Below are 24,097 nucleotides of genomic sequence, written 5' to 3'. Positions count from 1 at the left end.
TCAGAAACCGGGCGGCGCCGGCACGCTGACGATGCGCAGGCAAAGGCCTTCGTACGGATCGAGGTGGATATCCAGCACGCCATCCTCGCCGACATCGCCTTCCAGCGTCTCGTTGAGCAGGTCCACGACCGGACCGGCGCCCACGTTCTCCAGCACCAGGCGCTCGTCGATCGGCTCGGCGGTGAAGTTCAGGGCGGTGATCTGCACGCCGCGGCCGGCGGGCAGATCGTGCAGCATCACCAGCAGGCCCGCGGCTTCCACGTCGGGAATGGGGCGCTGGTGGCCGCTGGCCAGACCCGTCGCCTGGCGCACCGTAAGCACGCGGCGCACGCGGCTGGCGAACGAGGTGGTGTCTTCCAGCTGTGCTTTCAGGCTGCCATACAGCGTACGTGCCAGCGGCAGCCCCTGGCCGGAGACGGTGGCTTCCGGGTCCAGTTCCATCAGGTCGTAGGCACCGCGATTGATCCAGCGTGTGTCGCCGTCACTCATGAGCGGGGCCACCTCGTCCACGGGCAGGGTGAGCGCACCGACGATGTCCCACCCGGAAATGGCGAACACACCCGGCTGCAACGCGTTGAACATCACCAGCAGGAGGTGCAGCTTGCGGATCTGCTCGATGTCCTCGGCGGACAGCGCGTCCAGGTCGCGCAGGCCCAGCACGGCCGCGGCCAGGCTGGCCGTGGTGCAGGCGATGCCGTTGGTGACGAAGCGCAGGTTGTACGGCGCATGCTCGCCGCTGAGCCGCTCGTACATGGCCTCGCGGATCTGCTCGCGCAGCAGGGCGCCGGGCATGGTCTGCCCCTTGAAGAAGAACGGCGTGGTGGCGTGGGCGGTCCAGAAATGCACCAGCTCCAGCGTCAGCTCGTCGTGGTTCTGCATCGCGTGGATCAGCGATGCCGGGTCGATCCCGTGCTGGTGCACGGTGCGCAGCATGAGGCGCAGGAATTCGGTATCGCCGGTGGCCAGGGCATGCTGCACGGCGGGACGGGTGATGAAGTCATACGAGAGGTCTGCGCCGCCGCGGGACATGGCCGCGATGTCGTCCACGGTGAGGTTCAGCTCCTGGAAACTGAAACCGCCCGCCTTGCGCACCATGCCGGCGATGATCTGGTTGCCGGTGATCGACAGCGGATGGCTTTCCGACCAGGCCGGGCCGCCGGCGCGACGCTCGATGCCGAGGAAGCCGTTGGCATCCAGGCGCAGGCCGCGCGCGCCCATCACGTCCAGGCTGTGCAGCGCGTCGCCGATCACCAGCTGCTGCGCCGCGAACGACGGATCGAGCCAGTTCAGCGCCGGCTGGCCTTCCTTGAAGTAGTGCAGGTACACCCAGCGGCGCGGCTTGCCGTCCACGCCGGTGACGATCGCCGTGGCACTCCAGTCGGTGTCCTTCACGCCCGGCTCGAGGAAGATCACCCGCTGCAGCTGGCCGACGATGTAACCCTTGTCGTGCAGCGCGTCCACCGTGAGAGGCCCGAGGTTGACCGAGTCGCGGCCTTCCGCCACGTCCGGCAGCAACGCCCAGTCGTCCTCGCGGATCTCCACCATGTGGTACAGGCCCGGGTAGTCGCCATAGGCCATTTCCGCCAGGCGGAAGTCGGCGCCCTTGCCGGTGTGCGAGGGGATCACGTCGTCGATGACGATGCCGCTGAACACCGACGCCATGCGCGCGATGTCCGAGAACTCGGCGCTGGTGCCGAACACGGGGTCGGTATCCAGGCCGATGCGGTCGAAGTGACCGTCGATGGTCGGCGTTTTCTCGCGCCCACGCAGGCCACCGGCCTCCTTGGTCGGGCCCACGTGCATGCCGTGTACGCCGAGTACCGAAAGCGCGTGCCACAGATCGTGTTCGCCCAGCGCCGACAGCACCGACTGCCCCGGACGCGTCACCAGGGAGGCCGGATAGGCGGTGAACCACACCGATGCCATCTCGGAGGCGCTACGGCCCCGGCTTTCCGCATACGGATACGCCCACAGGCGCGCCTGGCCGCCGTAGAGCCTGGCGCGTTCGCGGGCTTTCTCCAGCATGGAGCGCTCGAGCAGCCATGCCACGTAGTCCTGGGAGTTGTCGGTCATCGGGGGAAGGGGCGCTGGCGAGGAAGGTCGCGATGGTAGCGGATCGCGGTGCATAGACGGTGTAGGAGCCGACGATGTCGGCGAACCCTCGGCTCCGGCGACGTCGCGGCGTCTTGCCTGGCGACGTCGCGGGTCGTCCGTAATTACCATCGGTCTTTCGACCTATGACGGGGTGGTGGCATCTGGGTATGGTTGCGGCGCCATTTCCATAGCCGACGGTCGCTCAACGTATGCGTATTCCCCTCCTGTTCGGTGCCGGTGTCGCGCTTGCGACGGCGGCATGCACGCCCTCGACGCCGCCGGCACCGCCACCGTTGACCGACCTGACCCGCAACTCCGGGGCGGCGCGTGCGCCCGAGCAGCTGGCGGTGGCTTTCGAGCATGCCGATCTGGGCATCCGCGTGGACCCGGTGCGGCACTGGATCGAAGGGGATGCCAGGCTGACCTTCGGGGTGACGGCACCGCTGCGGCGGATCGTGCTGGACCTGGATCGCAACCTGCCGATCGACCGTGTCGAAGTGGATGGCAAGGCACTGGCGAGCGACGCCTGGCGCAATCCCGACGGTCGCCTGTCGATCGACCTGCCGCGCTCGCTGGAGAAGGGCACGCGGACCACGGTGCGCGTGGTGTATCACGGCAGCCCGCATACGGCGGTGCACGCACCGTGGGACGGCGGTTTCGTCTGGACGAAGGCGCCGAACGGCATGCCCTGGGTGGCCACGGCGGTGGAGGGCGAGGGTTGCGATCTGTTCTGGCCGTGCATCGATCATCCCATGGGCCGCCCGCAGGTGGTCGACGAGCACATCACGGTGCCGGCGCCGCTGGTGGCGGTGGGCAACGGCGTGGCCATGGGCATGGATGAGGCTGGCGGCATGCGCACCTACCATTGGCGCAGCCACGACGTGAGCACCTATGGCGTGGCGCTCAACATCGCGCCGTATCGTGAACTGTCCGCGTCGTATCGCAGCCGGTTCGGCAACGTCGTGCCGCTGCATTACTGGTATGTGGACGACGAGACCCAGGCGAAGGCGTTGTTCGCGGAGTTTCCCGCCATGCTCGATTACCTCGAGAGCGCCATCGGTCCGTACCCGTTCGGTGGCGAGAAGATGGGCGTGGCCGAAACCCCGTTCAAGGGCATGGAGCACCAGACGATCAACGCCTATGGCAATGCGTATGCGAAGAACGTCTACGGCTACGACGACTTGTTGCAGCACGAGCTATCGCACGAGTGGTTCGGCAACCAGGTCACCAACGCCAACTGGGACGACATGTGGCTGCACGAGGCGTTCGCCACGTACATGCAACCGCTGTACGCCGGGTCGCTGGGCGGCAGTCAGGCCTACTTCGCCAGCCTCATGCAGCTGCGCGCGCGTATCGACAACAAGCACCCCATCGTGTCCGGCAAGCCACGCCGCGAGGAAGACGTCTACGACGACACGCGCGGCGGCCCCGGGCAGGACATCTACAACAAGGGTGCGCTGATGCTGCACACCCTGCGCGGGCTGATCGGCGAAGAGGCGTTCTTCCGTGCGACCCGCGAGCTGGTCTACGGCACCGATCATCCGTTGCCCGGCCAGTTCGCGCCGCGCTACGCCACCACGAAGGATTTCATCGACATCGTGGACCGCGTGACGGGCCGTGACATGCACTGGTTCTTCGACGTGTATCTCTACCAGGCGGCGTTGCCGGAGCTGAAGGTGACGCGGGAGGGCCAGCAGCTGCACCTCGCCTGGCAGGTGCCGGGCAAGGGTCCGTTCCCGCTGCCCGTGGAGGTCCGTGTCGGCGAGAACGTGGTCACGCTACCGATGAGCGCGGGGCAGGGCGAGCTGACCCTGCCGCCGGGCGCAACGTTCACGGTCGATCCCGCGTCGAAGCTGCTGCGCCGCGACCCGGCGATCGAGGCTTTCCAGGCATACACCCGCAAGCACAAGGCGCCGAAGGCGTCGTAGCGGTCATGGGCGATAGCAGCCATCGTCCGGGGTGACCGTCGCTGCCGGGCACAGCACCGCCGCAAAGCCGCCGTCCTGCGGCACGTCGAAGGCGAGAGTGCCGTCCGCGGCGAGCGTCTGCGCGCTGCGTGTCACGTCGCCCCGGCCACGGCCGTCGCGCACGATATCCGCATGCCAGGGTCCCGCGCCGAGCGATGCCACCGGCACGCTCAGGCGCCGGGCAGGCCCCGCCGCGATCGCGCCGATGAACCAGCGGTCGCCGCTGCGCCGCGCGATGATCGCGTCCTGCCCAGGCGTTCCCGCGATCAGCTTCGTGTCGTCCCACACGGTGGGCACCTGGTTGAGGAAGGCGAGGGCCAGCGGACGACGCTCGTACGCTTCCGGTCGGTCGGCCAGATGCGTCCAGCCCGACTCGAAGACGATGGGCAGCGCCACTTCGTGCGCGATGCTGGCTTTCTGCGTTCCGGTGTCGAAGGCCACCGGCGTGTAATCCATGGAACCGACCACGTTGCGCGTGAACGGCTGGATCGTATTGCCGGCGACAGGCGGATCGTTCTCCGCGCCGCGCACGCCTTCCATCGTCATCAGGTGCGGCCAGGTGCGCGCCAGACCGTGGGGGATGGTAGCGCCGTGGAAATTCACCATCAGGTGCAGGCGCGCGGTGTCGGCCAGGGTGTCGTCGTACCAGCGGAAGCGGGCCTGCGAGTCGGACTCCATGAAGTCGATCTTCACGCCCTTGACGCCCCAGCCCTTGACCTTGGTCAGTTCCGCCATGCGCTTGTCGGCGGTGTCCAGCTTCGACCAGTGGTACCAGAGCAGGATGTCCACGCCCTTGCCGTTCGCATAACGCACCAGGTCAGGCACCCACGTATCGCTCCAGCCCTCGTCGACGAGCACGAACGGGATATGGTTGCGCGCGGCGAAATCGACATACGCACGCTGACGCTGCGCATTCGAGGGGCTGTCGTGCTCGCTCAGCCACGACCAGGCCACACGGCCGGGCCGTATCCACGAGGTGTCGTCGAACCGTGCCGGGTCGGCCAGGTCGTCCACCAGGGTGGATGCGGTGACCGTGGCAAGGTCGCCCGCGATCACCACGCGCCACGGCGTGACGCCCTGGCTGTCGACGCCAGGATCGGCAAGGGCGAGGGCATAGGTGCCGCTGCCTGCGGCATGGACCAGGCGGCTGCCGTCATAGCGGCCGTCAGCATTGGCTTCGGTGATCAGGGCATAGTGCCCGCCCAGCCGGAACAGCGAGGGATACCCGTAGTCGCCGGCCGCCGCCGTGCCTGCGGTCGTCTGGATGCGTTCGTTTTCGTACTGAGGGCCGTACGGCAGCAGCCAGGCGGGCGAATCGGCGGGGACGGCGAAGGCGGTGGCTTCACCCGTGACCGTGGCCTGGTGCACGCCGGGCAGTTCGTAGCGGAAGGCGATGCCATCGGGCGCCGTGCGCAGCACGACATCGAGCTGCTGGCCCCCGGCGTTACGCAGGGCGTAACGGATCTCGTCGAAGGTGGCCTCGCGCTGCAGGCGCTTGCCGGTGGTCATGCGGTAGTGCTCGACGATGCCGTGCCGTTCGGTGGTGCGCTGGAGCGTCAGCCCCCGCGTGAGATCCGCTGCGGTCGTCTTCAGGCCGAGTGCGATGGTGATCGGCAGGGCACTGCCGGGATCGCGGACCGTCAGCACGGGCCGACCGCCGTTCGCCACGGTGAGCGTCGCCTGCGGCGAGGCGGCCATCGCGGGCACGGCCAGGAAGAGGGAGAGTGCCGGCGCGAGCCGGCGAACGTATGACGCGGGCGAAGCAGCCTTCATGCGGACATCCTCACGGCAACGAACACCGAGGGTTCCACAAAACGCCGTCGTGCTCAATGTGCCGACGGTGCACGACGATCCCGTCCACGGCGTGTCGCGCCGTGGACGGGGGCTTCGTCAGTGTTGCTTGTTGTACGCCTTCCAGGCCTTGGCCAGGTTGGCGGCGTTGACCGAGCCCAGGCCGGAGGCGAAGCTCCAGCCAGGCTGCGCGGGGTAGGCCTCCTTGTACTTCTTCGTGGTGATCGAGGTCAGTCCGTAGGGCCCCGTATAGGCATAGCAGTTGTCGGCACCCGTGGAGCAGTTGGTGGAAATGCCGCCGCGGGTGATGTTGTGGAACACGCATCCTGCCGTGCCGGTGGCGCCCTTGTCGGCATCGCAGGCGGCGAGCGTGGTCGGTGCCACGCCGTCGGCGCCGCCGTATTCATCGGCGGCCAGGGCGTACAGCGTGGTCGCGGCCACACCCTGTTTCTTGCGACCGGTGGACTGGTTCACCAGGGCCTGGATGGCCGCGAACATGGGCGATGCCAGCGACGTACCGCCGCTGCCGTCGGCCCCGTTGGGCAGCCCCGGAGCACACAGCGCGCTGGAATCGCATGTCACCGCGAAGGTGACGTTGCCGTAGCTGCCGGCGAACAGTGCCACGTCGGGCAGGTCCCGCGTGGTGTCCTTGGCCGCGCCGTGCACCTTCGCCTGCCACACGGGTTTCTCGTTGTACAAGGCCGGCGCACCGCTGGAACCCTCCGCCGTGAACGGGGTGCTGAAACGGCCCAGCTTGGCGTACTGCGCCTGGCAGAACTTCACCGCGCTGGCATAGCCGTTGGCCTTGGCCGCGACGCCATTGCCGCAGGACTCGTTCCACGGGATCTCGGGCACGTACGACAAGGCGCTGCCCAGCACGCTGTTCGGCTTGGCCGCGAAATACGTGGCCGTGGTCTTGTCCAGCACATCGGCTGTATCCGTGCCGCCCACCGCGGTAACGTACGGCGAGGTTGCCAGCGCATTGGCGCTGATGCCCAGCGTGATGAACGCCGAGCCGTTGTAGCCCGTGTTCACGCCGGAATCGCCGGTGGAAACGAACACCGAGATGCCTTCGGCGGCGGCCTGCTGCCACATGCCGTCCAGCGCGATCTTGGTCGCGACGTCCACGTCCAGTTCGTCGAAGCCGTAGCTGGCACTGATGATGTCTGGCCGGTCGGTGCCGTTGATGAGGTTGTTGGCCGCGGTGTACACGCCACCGAAGAAGTTGTTCGTGCCCGAGTCGTCGCAGGTGGCGACCTTCAGCGTGGCACCCGGCGCCATGGCGGTCACCCACTCGGCGTCGAGCAGCGTTTCGCCGGATTCCTCCTCGAAGCCGGCGCTCACGTTCGGATCGATGCAGTTGGTGCTGGACAGGCCCGCTGCCGGCGGATTGACCAGGGCATACGTGCCGCCGTATTTCGCCAGGTCGAAGGTCTTGACGAAGTTGTCCCAGTCCTCCCTGGGCATGTCGGCGTCCTCGACCACCGCCACCGTGATGCCCTTGCCGGTGATACCGGAGGCGATCAGCGGCGCGGTGCCGTACATGATGCTCATGTCGTACGGGGTGAGCAGCCGGATCTTGTCGCTGTAGGGAAACAGCTGCGGGCTGGCCTTGGCCGTCGCCACATCGGCGGAAGTACCCGTGGCGGGCTTGCGGATGAAGCCGGTGCCCGACGGATCGCGCGCGGCATGCACGAAGGGCGTGTGCTGCGCCTGGGGGCGCAGGTCGGTCAGGCCGGCCACGCCGGCCACGACGTCGCTCAAGGCCTTGGGAATCGTCACGTCACCGGCGTTGGCCAGGTGCTGCTTCGCGTCCACCGCATAGTATTTTTCCTGCACGCCGAAGGCGTTGCGTACCTGCCCGGCGGAACCCGAGAAGTCGATCTGCATGTGGCTGGGATAGACACCGTTGACGGTGAAGCCCTGGGCCGTGAGATAGGACACGGCAGCGGCGAGATCGGCATCGGTGACGCCGAAGCTCTTGCCGAAGGCTTCCGGCGTCAGCCAGCGACCGAAGCGGGGCGAGGAAGGATCGTTCTGCTCGGCGATCACTTTCTTCAGTGCGGCTTCGCGTTTCGCGCTGCGCTTGAGCACGAGTTGCAGGTGGTTCATCGGCAGGTCGTCGGTCGCGACCGAGGTCGCGGCCACGGCGTCCACCAGCGGAATATGGCTTCCGGCGATGGCTACGCGTTGACGGGCATCCACCGCCTGCGTGATCCGTGGGGCCTCCGTGGTGTCGATATCGGCTACCGCGGACGCGGCGGTTTGCGAGAATACGGCGGCGGGTGCTGAAAGCGCGCACAGGACTGCCGCGCACAGCAATGACTTGCGATACGTCATGGATCGTCTCCCTCGATTTTTGTGGTTCCCCTGTTTGCCGTGCGCGAAAGCTTCGGCACCGCTTTCGCCGACGCGGACCGGCCGCGTCTTCCCGAGGCAAATGGTTGCCCGGGGAATGATTCGAGCCTATGCCCTTGCGACGTCGTTGGAAAGTGCTCTGGATCGCAAAAAGCGCACAGACGTCTATACGTCTATGCGCTTTTTCATGCACGAAAGTTTCAAGAAAGAAAGTTATTGCGATTCATGCCGCATTGCGCACCGTGCGTGCGCAATGCCCTGGGCACGGATCAGGCCGCTTCGAGGCGGAACACGTCCACCGCGGTGCGCAGCAGCTGCGCCTGTTCGGCCATGGAGCGCGAGGCCGCCGTGCACTGCTCCACCAGCGCGGCGTTCTGCTGGGTTACCTGGTCCATCTGCGTCACGGCGCGGTTGACCTGCTCGATACCCGAGGCCTGCTCCTGCGACGCCGCGGAGATGCCGGTCATGACGCCGGACACCTGGTACACCGCGGTGACCACGCCCTCGATCGTCGATCCGGCCTCGGCGACCATGGACGAGCCCTCCGCCACCCGTTCCATCGATGCGTCGATCAGGCCACGGATCTCCTTCGCCGCGCTGGCGCTGCGCTGTGCCAGCGAACGCACCTCGCTGGCCACCACGGCGAAGCCACGGCCGTGCTCGCCGGCACGTGCCGCTTCCACGGCGGCGTTCAGCGACAGGATGTTGGTCTGGAAGGCGAGCGAATCGATGACGCCGACGATGTCACCGACGCGGGCGGAGCTGGTCGATATGCCCGTCATCGTGTCGACCACGCGGGCCACGGCCTCGCCACCACGCTTGGCCGTCGCCGAAGCGGTGCCGGCGAGGGTGGTGCCCAGCATGGCGTTATCGGTGTTCTCGCGCACGGCGGCGGTCAGCTGCTCCATGCTTGCCGCGGTTTCCTCCAGCGACGCGGCCTGTTCCTCGGTGCGCTGGGAAAGGTCCGAATTGCCCTGCGAGATCTGTTCCGCGGCAATGGCGATGGAGTGGCTGGACTCCTTGATGCCGGTAACGATGCCGCACAGGTGGTCGCGCATGGTGGCGATGGAATGCAGCAGGCTCGACGAATCGTCCGCCTTCAGGTCCACGCGCACGGTGAGGTCGCCATCGGCGATGCGGCGCACCACTTCTGCGGCGTAGACCGGCTCGCCGCCCAGGGCGCGATAAAGACGACGCCCCGTCCATACGCCCACACCCGCGCCGATCAGCAGGCCACCCGCGGCGATGCCGAGCAGGGTGCGCCACAACAGCGCGTAGCGCTCGCGCGAGCCCTGGTATTCGCTGGAGGCCACGTCGATCTGCAACTTGCGCAGGTCGTCCAGGTGCGAAAGGGCGCGCGGCAGCAGGACATCGACCGAGCCGTGCAACAGTTTGTCGGCACCGGCGGTGTCGCCGGCCTCCAGGGCCTTGCGGGTCGCGGCGAAGCCCTGGCTCTCCAGCGTCTCGTACGAGGTGTGGAAGGCTTCGGCCAGTTTCCGCTCGTCAGGCGTCCAGTACGTGGCCGCGTAGGTTTTCCACTCCGCCTCCAGCGTGCCGCGATGCGAAAGGCTGGCGGCCACCGCGTCGCGGGCCGGGAACCGCGACGGATCGAGTGCGGCGCGTGACAGCTGGGCCGCCTCGTCGCGCAGGCGATCGCTCACGATCGACAGCTGCTGGATGCAGACCGTGCGGTCCTCGTAGACGGTGCGCAGTGCCTCGCCCGTTGCCGAGAGGGCGTAGAGCCCGGACGCGCAGGTCGCCACCATCGCCAGGGCGAGCCCGCCTGCGAGGATCGCCAATTGTGCCTTGACGCTTAAAGTTGCCATTTTTGCCCATCGGTAGTCGTTGCTTCCCCATCAGCGGCCGTTCGAGGACGAACTGGAGTAAAAATTTGGCAAAATTGCGTTTCAAGAATTTTCTGTTCATATATGAGCGGGTTTGGTGAGGATAATGTGAGCGGTCATCCGGCGCCCCTGAAGGTCATGCCATGCTCGATTCGCTTACGCGCTGCCCCGTGGTCCTTCGCCAATCCGCCTTTGTCGCCGCTGCGTGCCTGGGTCTGGCCCTGGTCACCGCCACGGTGATGGCCGAGCCGGCGCGGAAATGCCAGGCCATGGTGAGCCGTGACTTCGTCGCCGACCCCGCGCCGACGGCCGCCAGCCATGCCGGCACCCTCGTCGATACCCCGCACGGGCTGGTGGCGGCGTGGTTCGGTGGCAAGCAGGAGCGCGATCCCAGCGTGGGCATCTGGCTGGCACGACACGAGGCGAAGGGATGGACGCCGCCGCGGGAGGTCGCCAACGGCGTCCAGGCGGACGGATCGCGGCTGCCCACCTGGAACCCGGTGCTGTTCCGGTCGCGCGAGGGCAGCCTGATGCTGTTCTACAAGGTGGGCCCCGACCCGCAGCACTGGTGGGGCATGGTGATGACCTCACGCGACGACGGCGCGCACTGGTCGGCCGCCCGCGCGCTGCCGCCGGGCATCCTGGGACCGATCAAGGACAAGCCTGTGCAACTGGCCGATGGCGCCATCGTCAGCCCGTCCAGCACGGAGCAGGGCGACTGGCGCATCCATATGGAACGCTCCGACGACGACGGCCGGACCTGGCAGCGCGAGCCCGATGTGGCCGCCGCCGGCATCGACGCGATCCAGCCCAGCCTACTGGTGCGTGGCGACGGTACGTTGCAGGCGATCGGCCGCACGAAGCAGGGGCGCCTGTTCGACACCCGCTCGCGCGACGGCGGGCGGCACTGGTCGCCGCTGCGCCTGCTCGACATCGACAACCCCAACGCGGGGATCGACGCGGTGGCCCTGGCCGACGGGCGCTACCTGCTGGTCTACAACCCCGCGGTGCCGGGCAAGGACTGGTGGGACGGCCGCGGCACGCTGGCCGTGGCCCTCAGCGCGGACGGGCAACACTGGACCCGGGTCCTCACGCTGGAAGACCGCCCCGGCAAGGAATACTCCTACCCCGCGATCATCCAGGCGGCGGACGGTCGCGTGCATGTGCTGTACACGTGGGAGCGATCGCACATGCGCCATGTGGTGATCGATCCCGCGCGGCTCACGCTGAAGGCGTGCTCCGGCGGGGAATGACTGCGGTGAACACCGAACCCTTGTCGACGCCATCGGACGTGGCGCCCACCGAACCGCCGTGCAGCACCAGCAGGTGGTGCACCAGCGCCAGTCCGATGCCCAGGCCGCGACTGCGCGGACGCCGGTCCGGCCCTTCTTCGAACATGTCGAACAGGCGCGGCAGCCGCTCGGCGGCGATCCCCACGCCATCGTCCTGGATGCGCAGGACCGCGTGATCGTCGTCCGCGTGCAGATCGACCCGGATACCGCCCCCTTCGCGCGAGAATTTCAGCGCGTTGCTCAGCAGGTTCCACGCCACCTGCCGGACGCGCGTGGCATCGGCGGCGATCACCAGGTCGTCGTCGGGCAGGGTGAGGGTGATCCCCACCTGCTGCCGAGACAGGTCGTCGCGCATGTCGTCGACGACGCGGCGGATGCACTCGCACAGGTTCAGCGGCGCCAGTTCGAGCGCCAGCGTGCCCGTGTTCAGGCGTGACAGGTCGAGCAGGTCGTCGATGACCTGCGCCTGGCCCGCCACCGTGCGAAGGATGGCGTCGGCGGCCTCGACCGACAGCAGGTCCTCACGCTCGAGTTCGCGCTGTTTGTCGGCGGTGACGTCGCGGGCGATCTTGGCGTAGCCGTGGAATCCGCCCTGGCGCAACGGGGTGGTGATGCCGCTGCAGAAGATCCGTTGCCCGTCGCCCCGTATGTGCCAGCGATCGTCGTTGGCGCGGCCCTCGTTGCTGGCGATTTCCATCTCGCGCCGGAAGGCACCGCGGGAGCGATCCTCGGGCGTGAAGATCAGGTCGCCGTGCAGGCCGATGGCGTCGCTGGCGGAATAGCGGAAGATCCGCTCCGCGCCACGGCTCCACGAGGTGATGAACCCGTCCGGATCCGTGGTGATGATGGCGTAGTCCACCGCGCTGTCCGCGACCAGGCGCATGCGTTCCTCGCTGCTGCGGGCGGTCTCTTCGGCGTTGCGGCGGCGGGTGATGTCGATGAAGGTGAGCACCGCGCCCTCGATGCGGTCTTCCGCCGTGCGGTAGGGCAGGATACGCGCGATGTACCAGCGCCCATCCTGGCTGCCGACTTCGCGGTCGATGCTGCGCAGGGAATGGAAGGCCTGTTCGGCGTCTGCCGGCAGGTCGGGGTAGTCCAGGCTGTGGTTGAGGTCCAGCAGCGAGCGGCCCACGTCGGCGGGGATCAGGCGGAATACGTCGGCCGCGCGCGGGGTGAAGCGCTTGATGCACATGTCGCGGTCGACGAACACCGTGGCGATATCCGTGGAGGCCACGAGGTTGTGCAGGTCGTCGTTGACCTTGGCGGTCTCGTCCACCTTCATCTTGAGCTCGTGGTTGACCGTGATCAGTTCCTCGTTGATCGACTGCAATTCTTCCTTGCTGGTTTCGAGCTCTTCCGTGGCCGAACGGAGCTCCTCGTTGATCGATTGCAGTTCCTCATTGGAGGCCTTCAGCTCCTCGCCCGAGGTTTCCGATTCCTCCAGCGTGACCTGCAACTGCTCCCTGGCCCGCCTCAGTTCTTCCTCCATCTGCAGGAGGATGGGAGTCTGCTCGACGGCATCGGCGTCCACCAGGGTCGGTTCCCCCGAGGTTTTCTGCTCGTGGAAGATCACCAGCTGGTAGCCGGCATCGGTGTCCTTGTCGCCGACGGGGCGAACCTCGACAGTGACCGAAAGGGCGTCGCCGTTACGTTGCAGCCGCATCGCGGGCGAGTGCACCGCGCGCTCCTCCTGGGAGGCCTGGTACAGGGCGGCGCGCAGTTCCAGGCGCAGCTCGGGCACGATCAGCGAGGTGAGCTGGTAGGACGGCGGCCCGCCGGTCATGCGCAGGTAGCTGCCCGCCCGCTCCGAGACATGCGCCACCTGGCCTTCGCGGTCGATCAGGATGCTCGGTGGCAGGCGATCCTCCACGGCGCGGCGGTGCACCTCGGCGAGGGAGCGCGTGCGGCGTTCCTGCGCAGCCTGTTGCGCAGCGGCGCTTACGGCGGACTGCACGGGCAGCTGCCGCGTGGGCGCCTGCAGGTACATGCCCGAGCGCGGGATGAGATTGGCCCGGTAGATCCGGTGCTTCTTGTCGACAGGGGTGAAGAACTTGGCGGCCACCTCGGCCGATTCGGAGCTGCCCAGGAAGAGAAACCCGCCCGGTCGCAGCGCGAAGTGGAACATTTCCAGCACATGCGCCTGGACGTCGCGGTTGAGGTAGATGAGCAGGTTGCGGCAGGTGATCAGGTCCAGCTTCGAGAAGGGCGGGTCCTGCAGCACGTTGTGTCGCGCGAACAGGAGGCACTCGCGCAGCGGCTTGGCCACGCGGTAGACGTTGTCGTCGCGGGTAAGGAAGCGGGTCACCCGGCCCGGCGCGATGTCCGTGGCCACCGCGGAGGGATAGCGTCCCTGGCGTGCATGGGCGATGGCGTCGTCGTCGATGTCGGTGGCGAACACCTGCACCGCGGCGTCCGTGGCGGCTGCCGCCTCGGCCAGTACCATGGCCACGGAGTAGGCTTCCTCGCCGGTGGCGCAGCCGGCGCACCACGCACGCACCCGGTGGTTTTCGTCCGCCTTGTCGAACAACTGCGGCACCACCGCGCGTTCCAGCGCATCGAACGCTTCGCGGTCGCGGAAGAAATTGGTGACGCTGATCAGCATGTCCTTGAGCAGCGCGGGCCGCTCGACCGGGTGATCGTGCAGGAAGTCGCGGTAGGCGGCCAGCGTGGCCACGCCGTTGACCTGCATGCGACGCTCGATCCGCCGCAGCACCGTGGCGCGTTTGTACGAGCGGAAATCGTGACCGGTCTTGGCCCGCAGGATCAACATGATGTCGCGCAGTGCGTCCTCGTCCAGCGGCGAACCTGCCGGTGGGGGCGGACTGTCCGGCGAGGTATCGGGTGGCTCGCCCAGGTCGGGCAGGGCGATCCTGGCCGACTCGCGCGCCAGCAGCAGGATGCGCTCGGGCAGTTCGGCGACGGGCAGCACGATGTCGACGGCACCGGTGGCGATGGCCGCGCGCGGCATCTGGTCGTATTCGGCGTCGTCCGGATGCTGCGCGAAGGTGATGCCGCCGCGCTCGCGGATGCGCGCGATGCCGACCGAGCCGTCCGAGCCGGTGCCCGTGAGGATCACGGCCATCGCCCGCTCGCGGTGCACCTCCGCCAGCGTACGGAAGAAGAAATCGATGGCCACGTGCTTGCCCCGTGGCCGGTCCAGTTCCACCAGGCGCAGGTAACCGTCGGTCATCGACAGGCCCTGGCGCGGCGAGATCACGTAGACCTCGTTCTTGCGCAGGGGCGTGGGCTCGTTGACCTGGATCACCCGCATGGCGGTGGACCGCTGCAGGATCTGGTCGGCGATGCTGTCGTGCCGCGGCGACAGGTGCATGACTACGACGAAGGCCACCTCCGGCTCGGCCGGCAGCGCCTCCAGGAAACGCGCCAGTGCCGCCAGGCCACCGGCCGAGGTGCCGATGCCGATCACGGGGAAGTCGAGGTGACTCTCGCGTAGGGGCGACACGGTGTCGGGGGTGAGCGGCGTGGAGGACTCGGACATCGAGGCTACCTTGAGTGATAGGGGACGATTGTGGCCCATGTGTTGGCGGAGCGGGTTGCCGCGCTTTGCCGGCGTGCCGCGACCGTCCCGAAACCCATGGTGACGCAATAACTTGCGACTTTTACGTAACGTCGATGTAACCATTGTGTAAACGTTTACGCGATGTTAGAAGGTGAGACGTCGGCCTTCACGGAGCCGGCCTTCCCATTCACTCGCATCTCGTCCACGGGAGGTTCCCGTGCGGACGGTCGTGCCGCCAAAGGGTCTCTCCATGTCGACATCGCATTTCCCAGGTCGTCTTCCGCTGCGCGCGCTGTACCTCGCCCTTGCCGCCGCCTGCGCGCCGGCCGCCTTCGCGCAGTCGACCACGGGTAGCCTGTTCGGCGACGTGCCTGCCGCACCCGGCACGACGGTGCGCGTGGAAAACCAGAGCGGCGTGAGCCGCGACCTGCCGGTGGATGCCAGCGGACGGTACAAGTCGCCGGCCCTGCCGATCGGCACCTATACGGTGACGCTGCTGCGCGACGGCAAGGTGCTGGACACGCGCGACAACGTGGCCGTGCGCGTCGGCAACGCGAGCGAGGTCTCCTTCTCCGCCGGGACGGCGCAGGCTGCCACTCTGGACGGCGTGCAGGTATCGGCCAACGCGACGCCCCCGATCGACGTCGCCAGCGTCGATTCCCGTACCGTGATCGACGCCCAGCAGCTGGCCAAGCTGCCCCTGGGCCGCACCGCCGAGCAGATCGCCCAGCTCGCCCCTGGCGTGGTCCCCAACAGCGGCGGCTTCACCAGCGACACCGGCAAGTCGCTGGTGAGCTTCGGCGGATCGTCCGCCAACGCCAACGCGTACTACATCAACGGCTTCAACACGACGGACCCCTTGCAGGCCCTCGGCGGTATCACGTTGCCGTATGGCGCGATCGACCAGGAAGAGGTGTACACCGGCGGCTACAGCGCGCAGTACGGGCGCTCCGACGGCGGCGTGATCAACGCGGTGGGCAAGCGCGGTACCGACACCTGGCACTACGGCGTGCAGTTCCTCTGGGAGCCGCAGTTCGCCCGTGCCAAGGGTGCCAACAACTATTACGCCAGCGGCGTGCCGCAGTCGGCCAAGGCCGGCAACCTGTATGCGTACAACCGTGACAACCGCAACGTGGACAGCACGGCATCCGTGTATGCCGGCGGACCGTTGATCAAGGACAAGCTCTACGTCTTCGCCGCGGCCGAGGTGGAACGCCGTGACACGCAGACCGTGGCCAACGAGGAAGCCAGCAACTCGTTCGAGAAGTCGCGCAGTACCATGCCGCGCTGGTACACCAAGCTGGACTGGAACATCACCGACAGCAACATCCTCGAGCTGACCGGCGCCTCGGACAAGACCGAGAACCGCGGCAGCTACTACGACTACGACTACGTGGCCAAGCGACGCGGTGCCTTCGTCAACGACGCGGACCGGCAGAAGAACGGCGGCGACCTGTGGAGCGGCAAGTTCACCAGCTATATCACCGACGCGCTGACGCTCACGGCCGAGTACGGCAAGATGCACACGCAGGCCTACCAGGCACCGGCCAACTACGACGGCAGCCTGACCTACATCGACGGCGACGTGAACCAGAACCCCGCGCTCAACGGTGGCGTGCCCATCGGCAACGCGCAGACCACCGATGGCCTGAGCGATCCCAAGCGCGGCAACTTCACGACCAATACCCGGCTCGACCTGGCCTATGCGATCGGCGACCACACGATCAGCGTGGGTATCGACAACCTGACCGCCAAGGCCGCCAACCAGGGCAGCGAGTCGTCCGGCCCGGGTTATACCTGGTCGTACAGCCAGTCGCTGCCCAACGTGCCGATCAACTCCGATCTGCGCGTGGGGGCCACGGGTGATTTCCCGAACGGCGCGGACGGCTATTTCGTCCAGAAGAACACCTACAGCCAGATCGCCACGGTGCGCTCGACGCAGCGCGCGCAATACGTCGAGGACAAGTGGCAGGTGAACGATCGGCTGCTGCTGCAGCTGGGCCTGCGCAACGACCAGTTCACCAACTACGACTCCGCCAGCCAGGCCTACATTACCCAGACCAAGCCGCAGTGGGCGCCACGCCTGGGCTTCAGCTGGGACGTGATGGGTGACGCCAGCTTCAAGGTGTACGGCAACGCCGGGCGCTATTACCTGGGCCTGCCGCTGAACCCCGCGCTCAATTCCGCGGCCGCCACGACCAACACCGTGCAGTACTACACCTATGGCGGGATCGCCGCCGACGGCACGCCCACCGGCCTGACCCCGATGTCGGGGCCGGTCTCCGGCCTGAACCTCTACGGCCAGCAGCCCGATCCCAAGGTGACCACGGCCAAGGGGCTCACGGCGGAGAAGCAGGACGAATACATCCTCGGCTTCACCAAGACCGCGGGCCCCGAGTGGGTCTACGGCGCGAAGCTGATGTACCGCAACCTGCGCAACGCGATCGACGACTACTGCGACCGCAACGCCGTGCTGGCCAAGTCCGCACAGTTGGGCCAAGACGCGTCCACCAGCAACAGCTGCTTCCTGATCAACCCCGGCCGGGCCAACACGTTCACGCTCGTGGACGCCAGCGGCAACTATGTCGAGGTGCCGATGAGCAACGCGGAGCTCGGTTTCCCGAAGCTCAAGCGCCAGTACTACAGCCTGGAAACGCTGCTGGAGCATCCGTTCGACGGGCACTGGTACGCCAAGTTCGATTACGTGTTCTCGCGCAGCTACGGCAACACCGAGGGCCAGCTGCGTTCCGACGTCAGCCAGGCCAACGCGTCCACCAGCTACGACTGGGACGGCGCGTCGATCATGCAGTTCGCCAACGGGCCGCAGAACAACGACCACACGCACCAGATCAAGCTCTACGGCTACTACCAGATCGATCCCGAGTGGCTGGTGTCAGCCAACCTGGCCATCATCTCCGGCAGCCCGCGGCATTGCCTCGGTTTCTACGGCGCCGACGGCACCGATCCGTTGTCGTACGGCAGCCTCTACCACTTCTGCAACGGCGAGCCGTCGCGTCCGGGCAAGCAGGGTCACCTGCCGTGGACCCGCCAGCTGGACATCGGCGCGACCTATAGCCCGGCCTTCGCGGACCACAAGCTGAGCTTCAGCGCGAACATCTTCAACCTGATGAACGAGCAGCGGCCGCTGCAACTTTCGCCGTACAGTGAACTCAGCCCGCAGCTGACCAATCCGCTGTATCGCACGGTGACGATCCGCCAGCAGCCGCGTTACGCACGGCTCTCGGTCAGCTACGACTTCTGATCGTCACGCCACTGACGGCTACCAGTCCCGCGACGATGAAACCCATGCCCAGCCACTCGTTGGGCAGGGGCTTCTCGTCCAGCACCCCCCATGCCATCAGCACGCTGAGCACGGGCACCGCCAGCGACGACATGGAAGCCAGCGCCGTGGGCAGGCGACGCACCGCCAGCAGCCAGAGCGTCCAGGCCAGACTGGTGGCCAGGACGACGGCATAGGCCAGCCCCGCGATGAACATCGGGCTCCAGTCGATCGTCCGCTGCGGGACGAGGAAGGCGACGACCGCCAGGGCCAGGGCGCCGAAGGTCATCTGCCAGGCGGTGAAGGTGAGCGGATCGGGCTGGTGGCGCTGGAACATGCGCTTGCTGACCACCGTGCCCAGGGCCCAGCACATGCCGCCCAGCAGGGCCATGCCGGTGCTTAGCGGGTTGCCGAGGCCATGCCAGGGCGCGATGACGAAGACGAGTCCCACCGCGGCCAGCGCCATGCCGATCCAGTGCCGGCGCTGCGGACGCTCGCCCAACAACAGCCACGCCAGCAACACGGCCCAGAACGGCATGGCATAGGCGAGCAACACCACGTGCCCGGCGCCACCGGAGGTCAGGGCCCACTGGCCCAGTCCCTGGAACGCGGCGGTCTGGGCCAGCCCGGTGACGATCGTGCCGGCGAGCGGTGGCGGCGCCAGCGGCCGGCGCAGCACCAGCACGACGACGAACAGCAGCGCGGCGCCCAGCGCGTAGCGCAGGGCTGAGAAATCGAACGGGCCGGCGTAGCGCATCGCCAGCTTCATCACGATCCAGCTGAACGCCCAGATGACGACGGTGGCGCCCAGTGCGACGACCGGACCGGACGATGGCTTGGTCTCGCTCATCACGTGCAACCCGCAAATTCAAACGGGCATAGTGACCGATTCGCCGGTGGCTTGCACCGCGTGGGTCAGGCGGGTACGCATCGCCAGGTGGCCTTGCCGTTGATCACGCCGACGAACTCGGCAACCTGGCCGTCCGGGCACACCGGGGCGTTGCGCGGGGCGTTGTCCGGGGTCGTGAGCTGGCGGGCATCGACGGCGTGCGCGGAGGCGCCCGCCACGATCAGGACGAGGGCGGCGAGGGTGGTTTTCATGGGTGTTGTCCCCTGGGCGGTAACGATCGGAATGCCATGGCGGCAGGCGTCCACGCCCTTACCGGCGCGGATGCCTGCCTTTCATGTACACCCCGGGTTGCCCGGGCGCAACGCATGGTCACTTGCGTTCACGTGTTGCTGCCGAAACGGCACATCCGGCCGCTTGGCGACGTACTCAGTGGCGCTCGGGAATGAAGGTCACGCCACGGTTGATCCCGCACTCGTACGTGATCTCGGGGCCGAGCGGCGTATAGGTCGGCAGGGAATACATGAAGGCCGTGAACACCACGGTCTGGTCCGGCTTGACCTGGTAACGGAGGAACTGCCACAACGGCTTGCCGTCCTGGCCGACGGTCTCATGCGCGTCGGAAAAACTGAAGACGCCATCCGGCGTCACGCGGTAGGCGCCGATTTTCAGGCCGCCCTTCGTGGTGCCCGGCGCTGTCGTGGTACCGGTCGGCTTGCACTTGGTCAGATCGACGGTGACGGCGATGTTCGCGCCGCCGTCCGCCGCTGTCTTCAATTCCTCCAGGCTGTAGACCGATGAAGGGGATTGCGCCATCGACGCGGAAATCGGCACGACCGCGGCCAGTGCCGCCAGGAGGGAGAGTCGCATGTTCATCATGGTGTGTTCCTCAACGGTGATGTCGTCGAAAAGAGTTACGATTCGTGATGCAATCGATTGTAATTGTCGATAAAGGTGTAGATTCGTCTCGTTTTCCCGCACGCATGCGCGTTGCCGTCCTGGATGTACACCCGCAGGTGAGTGCCTGCGACGGACGAATAGGATGCCTTCGACAAAGGACAAAAACGTGACGCATCTCACCTATCGGCATGTGCGGCGGCTGATCGCCCTGATCGTGGCGCTGGTCCTCGTGGCCGCCGCCTCGATCCTCGTTGCCGTGTTCGTGCTGCTCCACGCCGGTGTTGCCACCACCGAAGGCGATGTCGCGGCCTCTGTGGCCTCGCCCGTGACGATCGCGCGCGATGCGATGGGCGCGGTGACCATCGACGCAGCCAGCCGGGCGGACGCGTCGTTCGCACTCGGCTTCGCGCATGCGCAGGACACGTTCTTCGCCATGGACCTCATGCGACGCAAGGCGGCCGGTGAGCTGGCGGCACTGGTCGGTCCGGCCGCCGTCGATCTGGACAAGGACTATCGTCGCCATCGGCTGCGCGCGGTGGCCGAGCAGGCCTACCGAACCCTTCCCCCCGACCAGCGCGACCCGTTGCAGCACTACGCGGCGGGCGTGAACGCGGGCCTGGCCGGCCTGCGCGTGCGACCGTGGGAATACCTGGTGTTCCGGCAGGCACCGCAAGCCTGGCGGCCCGAGGATTCCCTGCTGGTGCTGGGCGCCATGTATCTCGAACTCAACGATGGCGGCCACAACGAGCGCAAGCTGCGCCTGCTGCAACTGGACGCCGTGCTTCCGGCACCCGTCGTGGCCTTCCTCACCGCGCCCGATCCCACCTGGGAAGCCGCGCTGGATGGTTCGGTGTCCGCCGCGCCACGGGTGCCGGACGCGTCGGTGTTCGTCCTGCCACGGCAGGGCGACGACGCGATGGCGATGGACCTGTCTTTCTCGCCGCGGCAAGGGGCCGACATCGGCAGCAATGCGTTCGCCGTGGCCGGCGGGAGTGCGTCACGCCTTGGCGCGCTCCTTGCGAACGACATGCACCTGAGCCTGGGCGTGCCGAACATCTGGTATCGCGCGACGCTCCGTTACAGGCAGGTCGACGCCAACGGCAAGGTCGTCGAACGGCAGGTGGCCGGGCTTACCCTGCCGGGCACCCCCGCACTGGTGGCCGGCCAGAACGAACACGTGGCCTGGGGCTTCACCAACAGCTACGCCGATGTGCAGGACTGGGTCGTCGTGCACACCACCGATCCGCAGGGCAATCATTACCGGTCGCCGCAAGGTATCGAGGCCATGGTCTACCGGGACGAGGTGATCCAGGTACGCGGCGGCGCACCCGTGCCGCTGCGTATCGCGGAAACGCGCTGGGGCCCGGTCATGGCGATGTCCGCGCAGGGCGAGCCGATGGCCCTGGCCTGGACCGGTGCCTCGCCGCGTGCCTACAACCTGGCGGTCATGCAGATGGAGGATGCGACGGACATGCCCGCGGTGCTCGACATCGCGCAGCACGCCGGTCTGCCGTTGCAGAACGTCCTTGCGGCGGACCGGCAAGGGCACATCGGCTGGACGATCGCCGGCAACGCCATCCCCGTGCGAGGCACCGCCGGCTTCGCCAACCCCGCCGACTGGAGCGTACCCGGGGCAGGGTGGTCGGGATGGCTGGACGCATCGCGTTATCCACGGGTGGAGAACCCGGCGCAGGGGTATCTGTGGACGGCGAACAATCGCGCGGTCGGCGGTGCCTCCCTGGCGCTGCTGGGCAATGGCGGCTACAACCTGGGCGCCCGTGCCAGGCAGATCCGCGACGACCTCGCCGGTGAACCACCGGCTGCGCCCGTCGACATGCTGGCCATCCAGCGCGACGACCGGGCCGTGTTCCTCGCCCGCTGGCAGGCGTTGATGCTCCATGTCATCGACAAGGCACAGGCGCGTCACGCCGAGGCCGCCGGGTTGGCGTCGTTACACGATCGCGTCGTCCGCTGGGGCGCCCGTGCGGATGCCTCCAGCCCCGGCTATGGCGCGGTGCGACGTTTTCATGAAGAGGTGACCGCACGGGTGCTCCGGCCGTTCGTGACGTTGGCCGCGCAACGCTTCAAGGATTTCGCGTGGCCCGAAGGTACGGCACCCGAGTACGCGGTCTGGCAGCTGATCCACACGCCGTCGGCATCCCACCTGCGTGACCCTCGCTATGCCAGCTGGGACGACCTTCTCGACGAGGCCTGCCTGGCGACGCTGCGCGATGTGGCGCAGCAAGGCAAGGCCACCTGGGGCGACGAGAACACGCTGAGCCTGCGGCACCCCTTGTCGGGCGCGTTCCCGGGCATCGTCGCCCGGTTCCTCGATGCGCGCGCGCGGCCGCTGTCCGGCGACCGCGACATGCCGTTCGTCAGCGCGCCCCGGTTCGGCGCCTCGGAACGGCTGGTGGCCGTGCCCGGCGACGCGGCACGCAGCCTGTTGCACATGCCCGGCGGCCAGACGGATCATCCACTGGCCTCCACGTACCTGGCCGGCACCGATGCGTGGCGGCTCGGCCAACCGACGCCGTTGCAGCCAGGCGTGGCGTCGAGTACGTTTCGGCTGGTTCCGCTGCGCTAGGCCCTCCAGGACACGAATGACAAGGTTGTTGATGGACAGACATAAAGCGACAACCAGCTTCCCGGTGCTGGTCATTGCCCTGCTGGCCGGACTGGCCCACATGCTGACCAACGGGCAGTACGGATTTCATCGGGACGAATGGCAGTTCCTCAGCGATGCCCAGCACCTGGACTGGGGGTTCGTGCCATACCCGCCGCTGACACCCGCCGTGGAAGCCCTGGGCCTGAAGTTGTTCGGACTGTCGCTGGTGGGGCTGCGGCTGTTCTCGGTGCTGGCGCAGATGCTGGTGATCGTCGTCGCGGGGTTCATGGCGCGGGATCTCGGCGGTGGCCGGCTGGCCCAGGTGTTTACCGCCGTCGCCGTGGCGCTGTCTCCGGTACCGATGTTCCAGGCGACCGAGTTCCAGTACTCGTCGTTCGACCTGCTCTGGTGGGTACTGGTCGCCTGGTGCGTGATCCGCCTGCTGCGCGACGACGAGCCGCGCTGGTGGATCGCGATCGGCGTTGTCGCCGGCCTCGGTTTGCAGACCAAGTATTCCATTGCCTTCCTGCTGGTCGGCGTGCTCGTGGGCATGCTGCTGACCGATGCGCGCCGGTACCTGAGAAGCGGCTGGTTCTGGGCCGGGGGGCTCGTCGCGCTGGCGATCGTCGCGCCCAATCTGGTCTGGCTCGTACGGCACGACTTCATCTCGTACCATTTCCTGCAGGGCATCCATGCACGGGATGTGCATCTGGGTCGGGCGGACGGTTTCCTGCGTGACCAGTTCCTGCTCAATGTGAACCTGGTGGCCGCCCCCGTGTGGCTTACGGGGTTGTACGTTTTTGCCAGAAGCCGGCGCTACCGCATGCTGGCATGGATGTATGCCGTGCCACTGCTCCTGTTCCTGGTCGCGAAGGGACGTTTCTACTATGTGTCCGGCGCGTATCCCATGTTATTGGCCATGGGCGCGGTGGTCGCGGAGAATCGCCTGCGCAGCCTGCGACCCCTGCATCGGCGGCGCCTCGTCGCCCTGGTGTTCATCGGCGTGCTGGGGATGGGGGGATACGCGGCGCTGCGCATCGTACCCATCGCATCGAGCGGTCCGTTACGCGACTACGCCCTTCGTCACAACGGCGATTTGCGCGAGGAGATCGGCTGGCCGGAGCTGGTCGCACAGGTCGCCGCGATTCGTGACAGCCTGCCGGCGGCCGAGCAAGCGAACCTGGGTATCGCGGTGGGCAACTATGGTGAGTATGGCGCCATCGCGTTGCTCGGGCCGGCGTATCACCTGCCGGTACCTGTCACGACCATCAATTCAGGATGGCTGCGTGGCTACCCGGAACCCGGACCATCCACCTTTATCGTGCTTGGCAATTCACTCACGCGTGCTGAGGAAATACTCACTAAGTGCCGGGTGGCGGGTCATAGCTGGAACACGTTGGGCATCGTCAACGAAGAGAGCAGGGATCACCCGGATATCCTTATTTGTGGCCCTTCCCGCGTGCCTCTGGATGAGCTCTGGAGGCGTGGTCCGGAGTTCGGTTGACTTCGTATGCGCTCGGCTCCAGACGACGATTTTTGCGTATCGCACGAGGTTACGGCGAGAGGCAACATAACTTACGGTCTATATGCCGATAT

13 protein-coding genes are annotated in these 24,097 nt (G+C 67.1%); 5 read left to right on the top strand and 8 right to left on the bottom strand.

What is annotated here, in order from left to right; all coding sequences use genetic code 11:
* Positions 1-2,073 carry a maltose alpha-D-glucosyltransferase gene (gene treS, locus AB8808_RS11695; RefSeq protein WP_369929543.1) on the bottom strand — a complete coding sequence of 691 codons (2,073 nt, stop codon included), beginning with the start codon at positions 2,071-2,073 and terminating at the stop codon, positions 1-3.
* Between the two features lie 230 nt (positions 2,074-2,303).
* Between treS and AB8808_RS11690 the strand changes: the two genes are divergently transcribed.
* Positions 2,304-4,022, top strand: coding sequence for a M1 family metallopeptidase (locus AB8808_RS11690; protein ID WP_369929541.1), 1,719 nt, complete (start codon positions 2,304-2,306; stop codon positions 4,020-4,022).
* Positions 4,023-4,025: 3 nt separating this feature from the next.
* On the opposite strand, the gene AB8808_RS11685 is transcribed toward AB8808_RS11690, so the two are convergent.
* From AB8808_RS11685 to AB8808_RS11675, 3 genes are all read right to left on the bottom strand, one after another.
* Positions 4,026-5,834 carry a glycoside hydrolase family 97 protein gene (locus AB8808_RS11685; RefSeq protein WP_369929540.1) on the bottom strand — a complete coding sequence of 603 codons (1,809 nt, stop codon included), beginning with the start codon at positions 5,832-5,834 and terminating at the stop codon, positions 4,026-4,028.
* A 117-nt stretch (positions 5,835-5,951) separates the two neighbouring features.
* Positions 5,952-8,192, bottom strand: a complete 2,241-nt coding sequence (locus AB8808_RS11680; protein WP_369929538.1) for a S53 family peptidase — start codon at positions 8,190-8,192, stop codon at positions 5,952-5,954.
* A gap of 287 nt (positions 8,193-8,479) precedes the next feature.
* Positions 8,480-10,036: a methyl-accepting chemotaxis protein gene (locus AB8808_RS11675; RefSeq protein ID WP_369929536.1), complete on the bottom strand. Its 1,557-nt coding sequence runs from the start codon at positions 10,034-10,036 to the stop codon at positions 8,480-8,482.
* 161 nt (positions 10,037-10,197) lie between these two features.
* On the opposite strand from AB8808_RS11675, the gene AB8808_RS11670 reads away from it, so the two are divergent.
* Positions 10,198-11,307 (top strand): sialidase family protein, encoded by a 1,110-nt coding sequence (locus tag AB8808_RS11670; RefSeq protein WP_369929534.1) that lies wholly within the window; start codon positions 10,198-10,200, stop codon positions 11,305-11,307.
* Here the strand turns inward: AB8808_RS11670 and AB8808_RS11665 are convergent.
* Positions 11,276-14,845: a CheR family methyltransferase gene (locus AB8808_RS11665; RefSeq protein WP_369929532.1), complete on the bottom strand. Its 3,570-nt coding sequence runs from the start codon at positions 14,843-14,845 to the stop codon at positions 11,276-11,278. The genes AB8808_RS11670 and AB8808_RS11665 overlap by 32 nt on opposite strands.
* Before the next feature lie 271 nt (positions 14,846-15,116).
* Here AB8808_RS11665 and AB8808_RS11660 point away from each other — a divergent pair, with 271 nt between their 5' ends.
* On the top strand, positions 15,117-18,128 hold the full coding sequence (locus tag AB8808_RS11660) for a TonB-dependent receptor (RefSeq protein ID WP_369929531.1): 3,012 nt from the start codon (positions 15,117-15,119) through the stop codon (positions 18,126-18,128).
* Here AB8808_RS11660 and AB8808_RS11655 read toward each other — a convergent pair.
* From AB8808_RS11655 to AB8808_RS11645, 3 genes are all read right to left on the bottom strand, one after another.
* Positions 18,112-18,996, bottom strand: a complete 885-nt coding sequence (locus AB8808_RS11655) for a DMT family transporter (RefSeq protein WP_369929529.1) — start codon at positions 18,994-18,996, stop codon at positions 18,112-18,114. The genes AB8808_RS11660 and AB8808_RS11655 overlap by 17 nt on opposite strands.
* Before the next feature lie 65 nt (positions 18,997-19,061).
* Positions 19,062-19,247, bottom strand: a complete 186-nt coding sequence (locus AB8808_RS11650) for a hypothetical protein (protein WP_369929527.1) — start codon at positions 19,245-19,247, stop codon at positions 19,062-19,064.
* A 175-nt stretch (positions 19,248-19,422) separates the two neighbouring features.
* A complete protein-coding gene (locus tag AB8808_RS11645; protein ID WP_369929525.1) occupies positions 19,423-19,863 on the bottom strand; it encodes a VirK family protein in 441 nt (146 codons plus the stop codon).
* Between the two features lie 196 nt (positions 19,864-20,059).
* Here AB8808_RS11645 and AB8808_RS11640 point away from each other — a divergent pair, with 196 nt between their 5' ends.
* Both AB8808_RS11640 and AB8808_RS11635 read left to right on the top strand, forming a co-directional pair.
* Positions 20,060-22,480 (top strand): penicillin acylase family protein, encoded by a 2,421-nt coding sequence (locus tag AB8808_RS11640; RefSeq protein WP_369929523.1) that lies wholly within the window; start codon positions 20,060-20,062, stop codon positions 22,478-22,480.
* Between the two features lie 31 nt (positions 22,481-22,511).
* The gene (locus AB8808_RS11635) at positions 22,512-24,005 is read left to right on the top strand and encodes a glycosyltransferase family 39 protein (RefSeq protein ID WP_369929521.1); all 1,494 of its coding nucleotides are present in this window, start codon (positions 22,512-22,514) and stop codon (positions 24,003-24,005) included.
* The last annotated feature ends 92 nt before the right edge of the window (positions 24,006-24,097 follow it).

This window comes from Xanthomonas sp. NCPPB 2632 (genome assembly GCF_041228075.2).
In the GTDB taxonomy this organism is placed as follows: Bacteria; Pseudomonadota; Gammaproteobacteria; order Xanthomonadales; family Rhodanobacteraceae; genus Luteibacter.
The sequence above is the reverse complement of the archived record's forward strand: the minus strand, read 5'-3'. Positions and strand labels throughout refer to the sequence as shown.

What these genes read in the sequence shown, in the direction of transcription:
- treS (WP_369929543.1), bottom strand. Translation starts at nt 2,073, where the DNA reads ATGACCGACAACTCCCAGGACTACGTGGCATGGCTGCTCGAGCGCTCC.
- AB8808_RS11690 (WP_369929541.1), top strand. Translation starts at nt 2,304, where the DNA reads ATGCGTATTCCCCTCCTGTTCGGTGCCGGTGTCGCGCTTGCGACGGCG.
- AB8808_RS11685 (WP_369929540.1), bottom strand. Translation starts at nt 5,834, where the DNA reads ATGAAGGCTGCTTCGCCCGCGTCATACGTTCGCCGGCTCGCGCCGGCA.
- AB8808_RS11680 (WP_369929538.1), bottom strand. Translation starts at nt 8,192, where the DNA reads ATGACGTATCGCAAGTCATTGCTGTGCGCGGCAGTCCTGTGCGCGCTT.
- AB8808_RS11675 (WP_369929536.1), bottom strand. Translation starts at nt 10,036, where the DNA reads ATGGCAACTTTAAGCGTCAAGGCACAATTGGCGATCCTCGCAGGCGGG.
- AB8808_RS11670 (WP_369929534.1), top strand. Translation starts at nt 10,198, where the DNA reads ATGCTCGATTCGCTTACGCGCTGCCCCGTGGTCCTTCGCCAATCCGCC.
- AB8808_RS11665 (WP_369929532.1), bottom strand. Translation starts at nt 14,845, where the DNA reads ATGTCCGAGTCCTCCACGCCGCTCACCCCCGACACCGTGTCGCCCCTA.
- AB8808_RS11660 (WP_369929531.1), top strand. Translation starts at nt 15,117, where the DNA reads ATGTCGACATCGCATTTCCCAGGTCGTCTTCCGCTGCGCGCGCTGTAC.
- AB8808_RS11655 (WP_369929529.1), bottom strand. Translation starts at nt 18,996, where the DNA reads ATGAGCGAGACCAAGCCATCGTCCGGTCCGGTCGTCGCACTGGGCGCC.
- AB8808_RS11650 (WP_369929527.1), bottom strand. Translation starts at nt 19,247, where the DNA reads ATGAAAACCACCCTCGCCGCCCTCGTCCTGATCGTGGCGGGCGCCTCC.
- AB8808_RS11645 (WP_369929525.1), bottom strand. Translation starts at nt 19,863, where the DNA reads ATGCGACTCTCCCTCCTGGCGGCACTGGCCGCGGTCGTGCCGATTTCC.
- AB8808_RS11635 (WP_369929521.1), top strand. Translation starts at nt 22,512, where the DNA reads ATGGACAGACATAAAGCGACAACCAGCTTCCCGGTGCTGGTCATTGCC.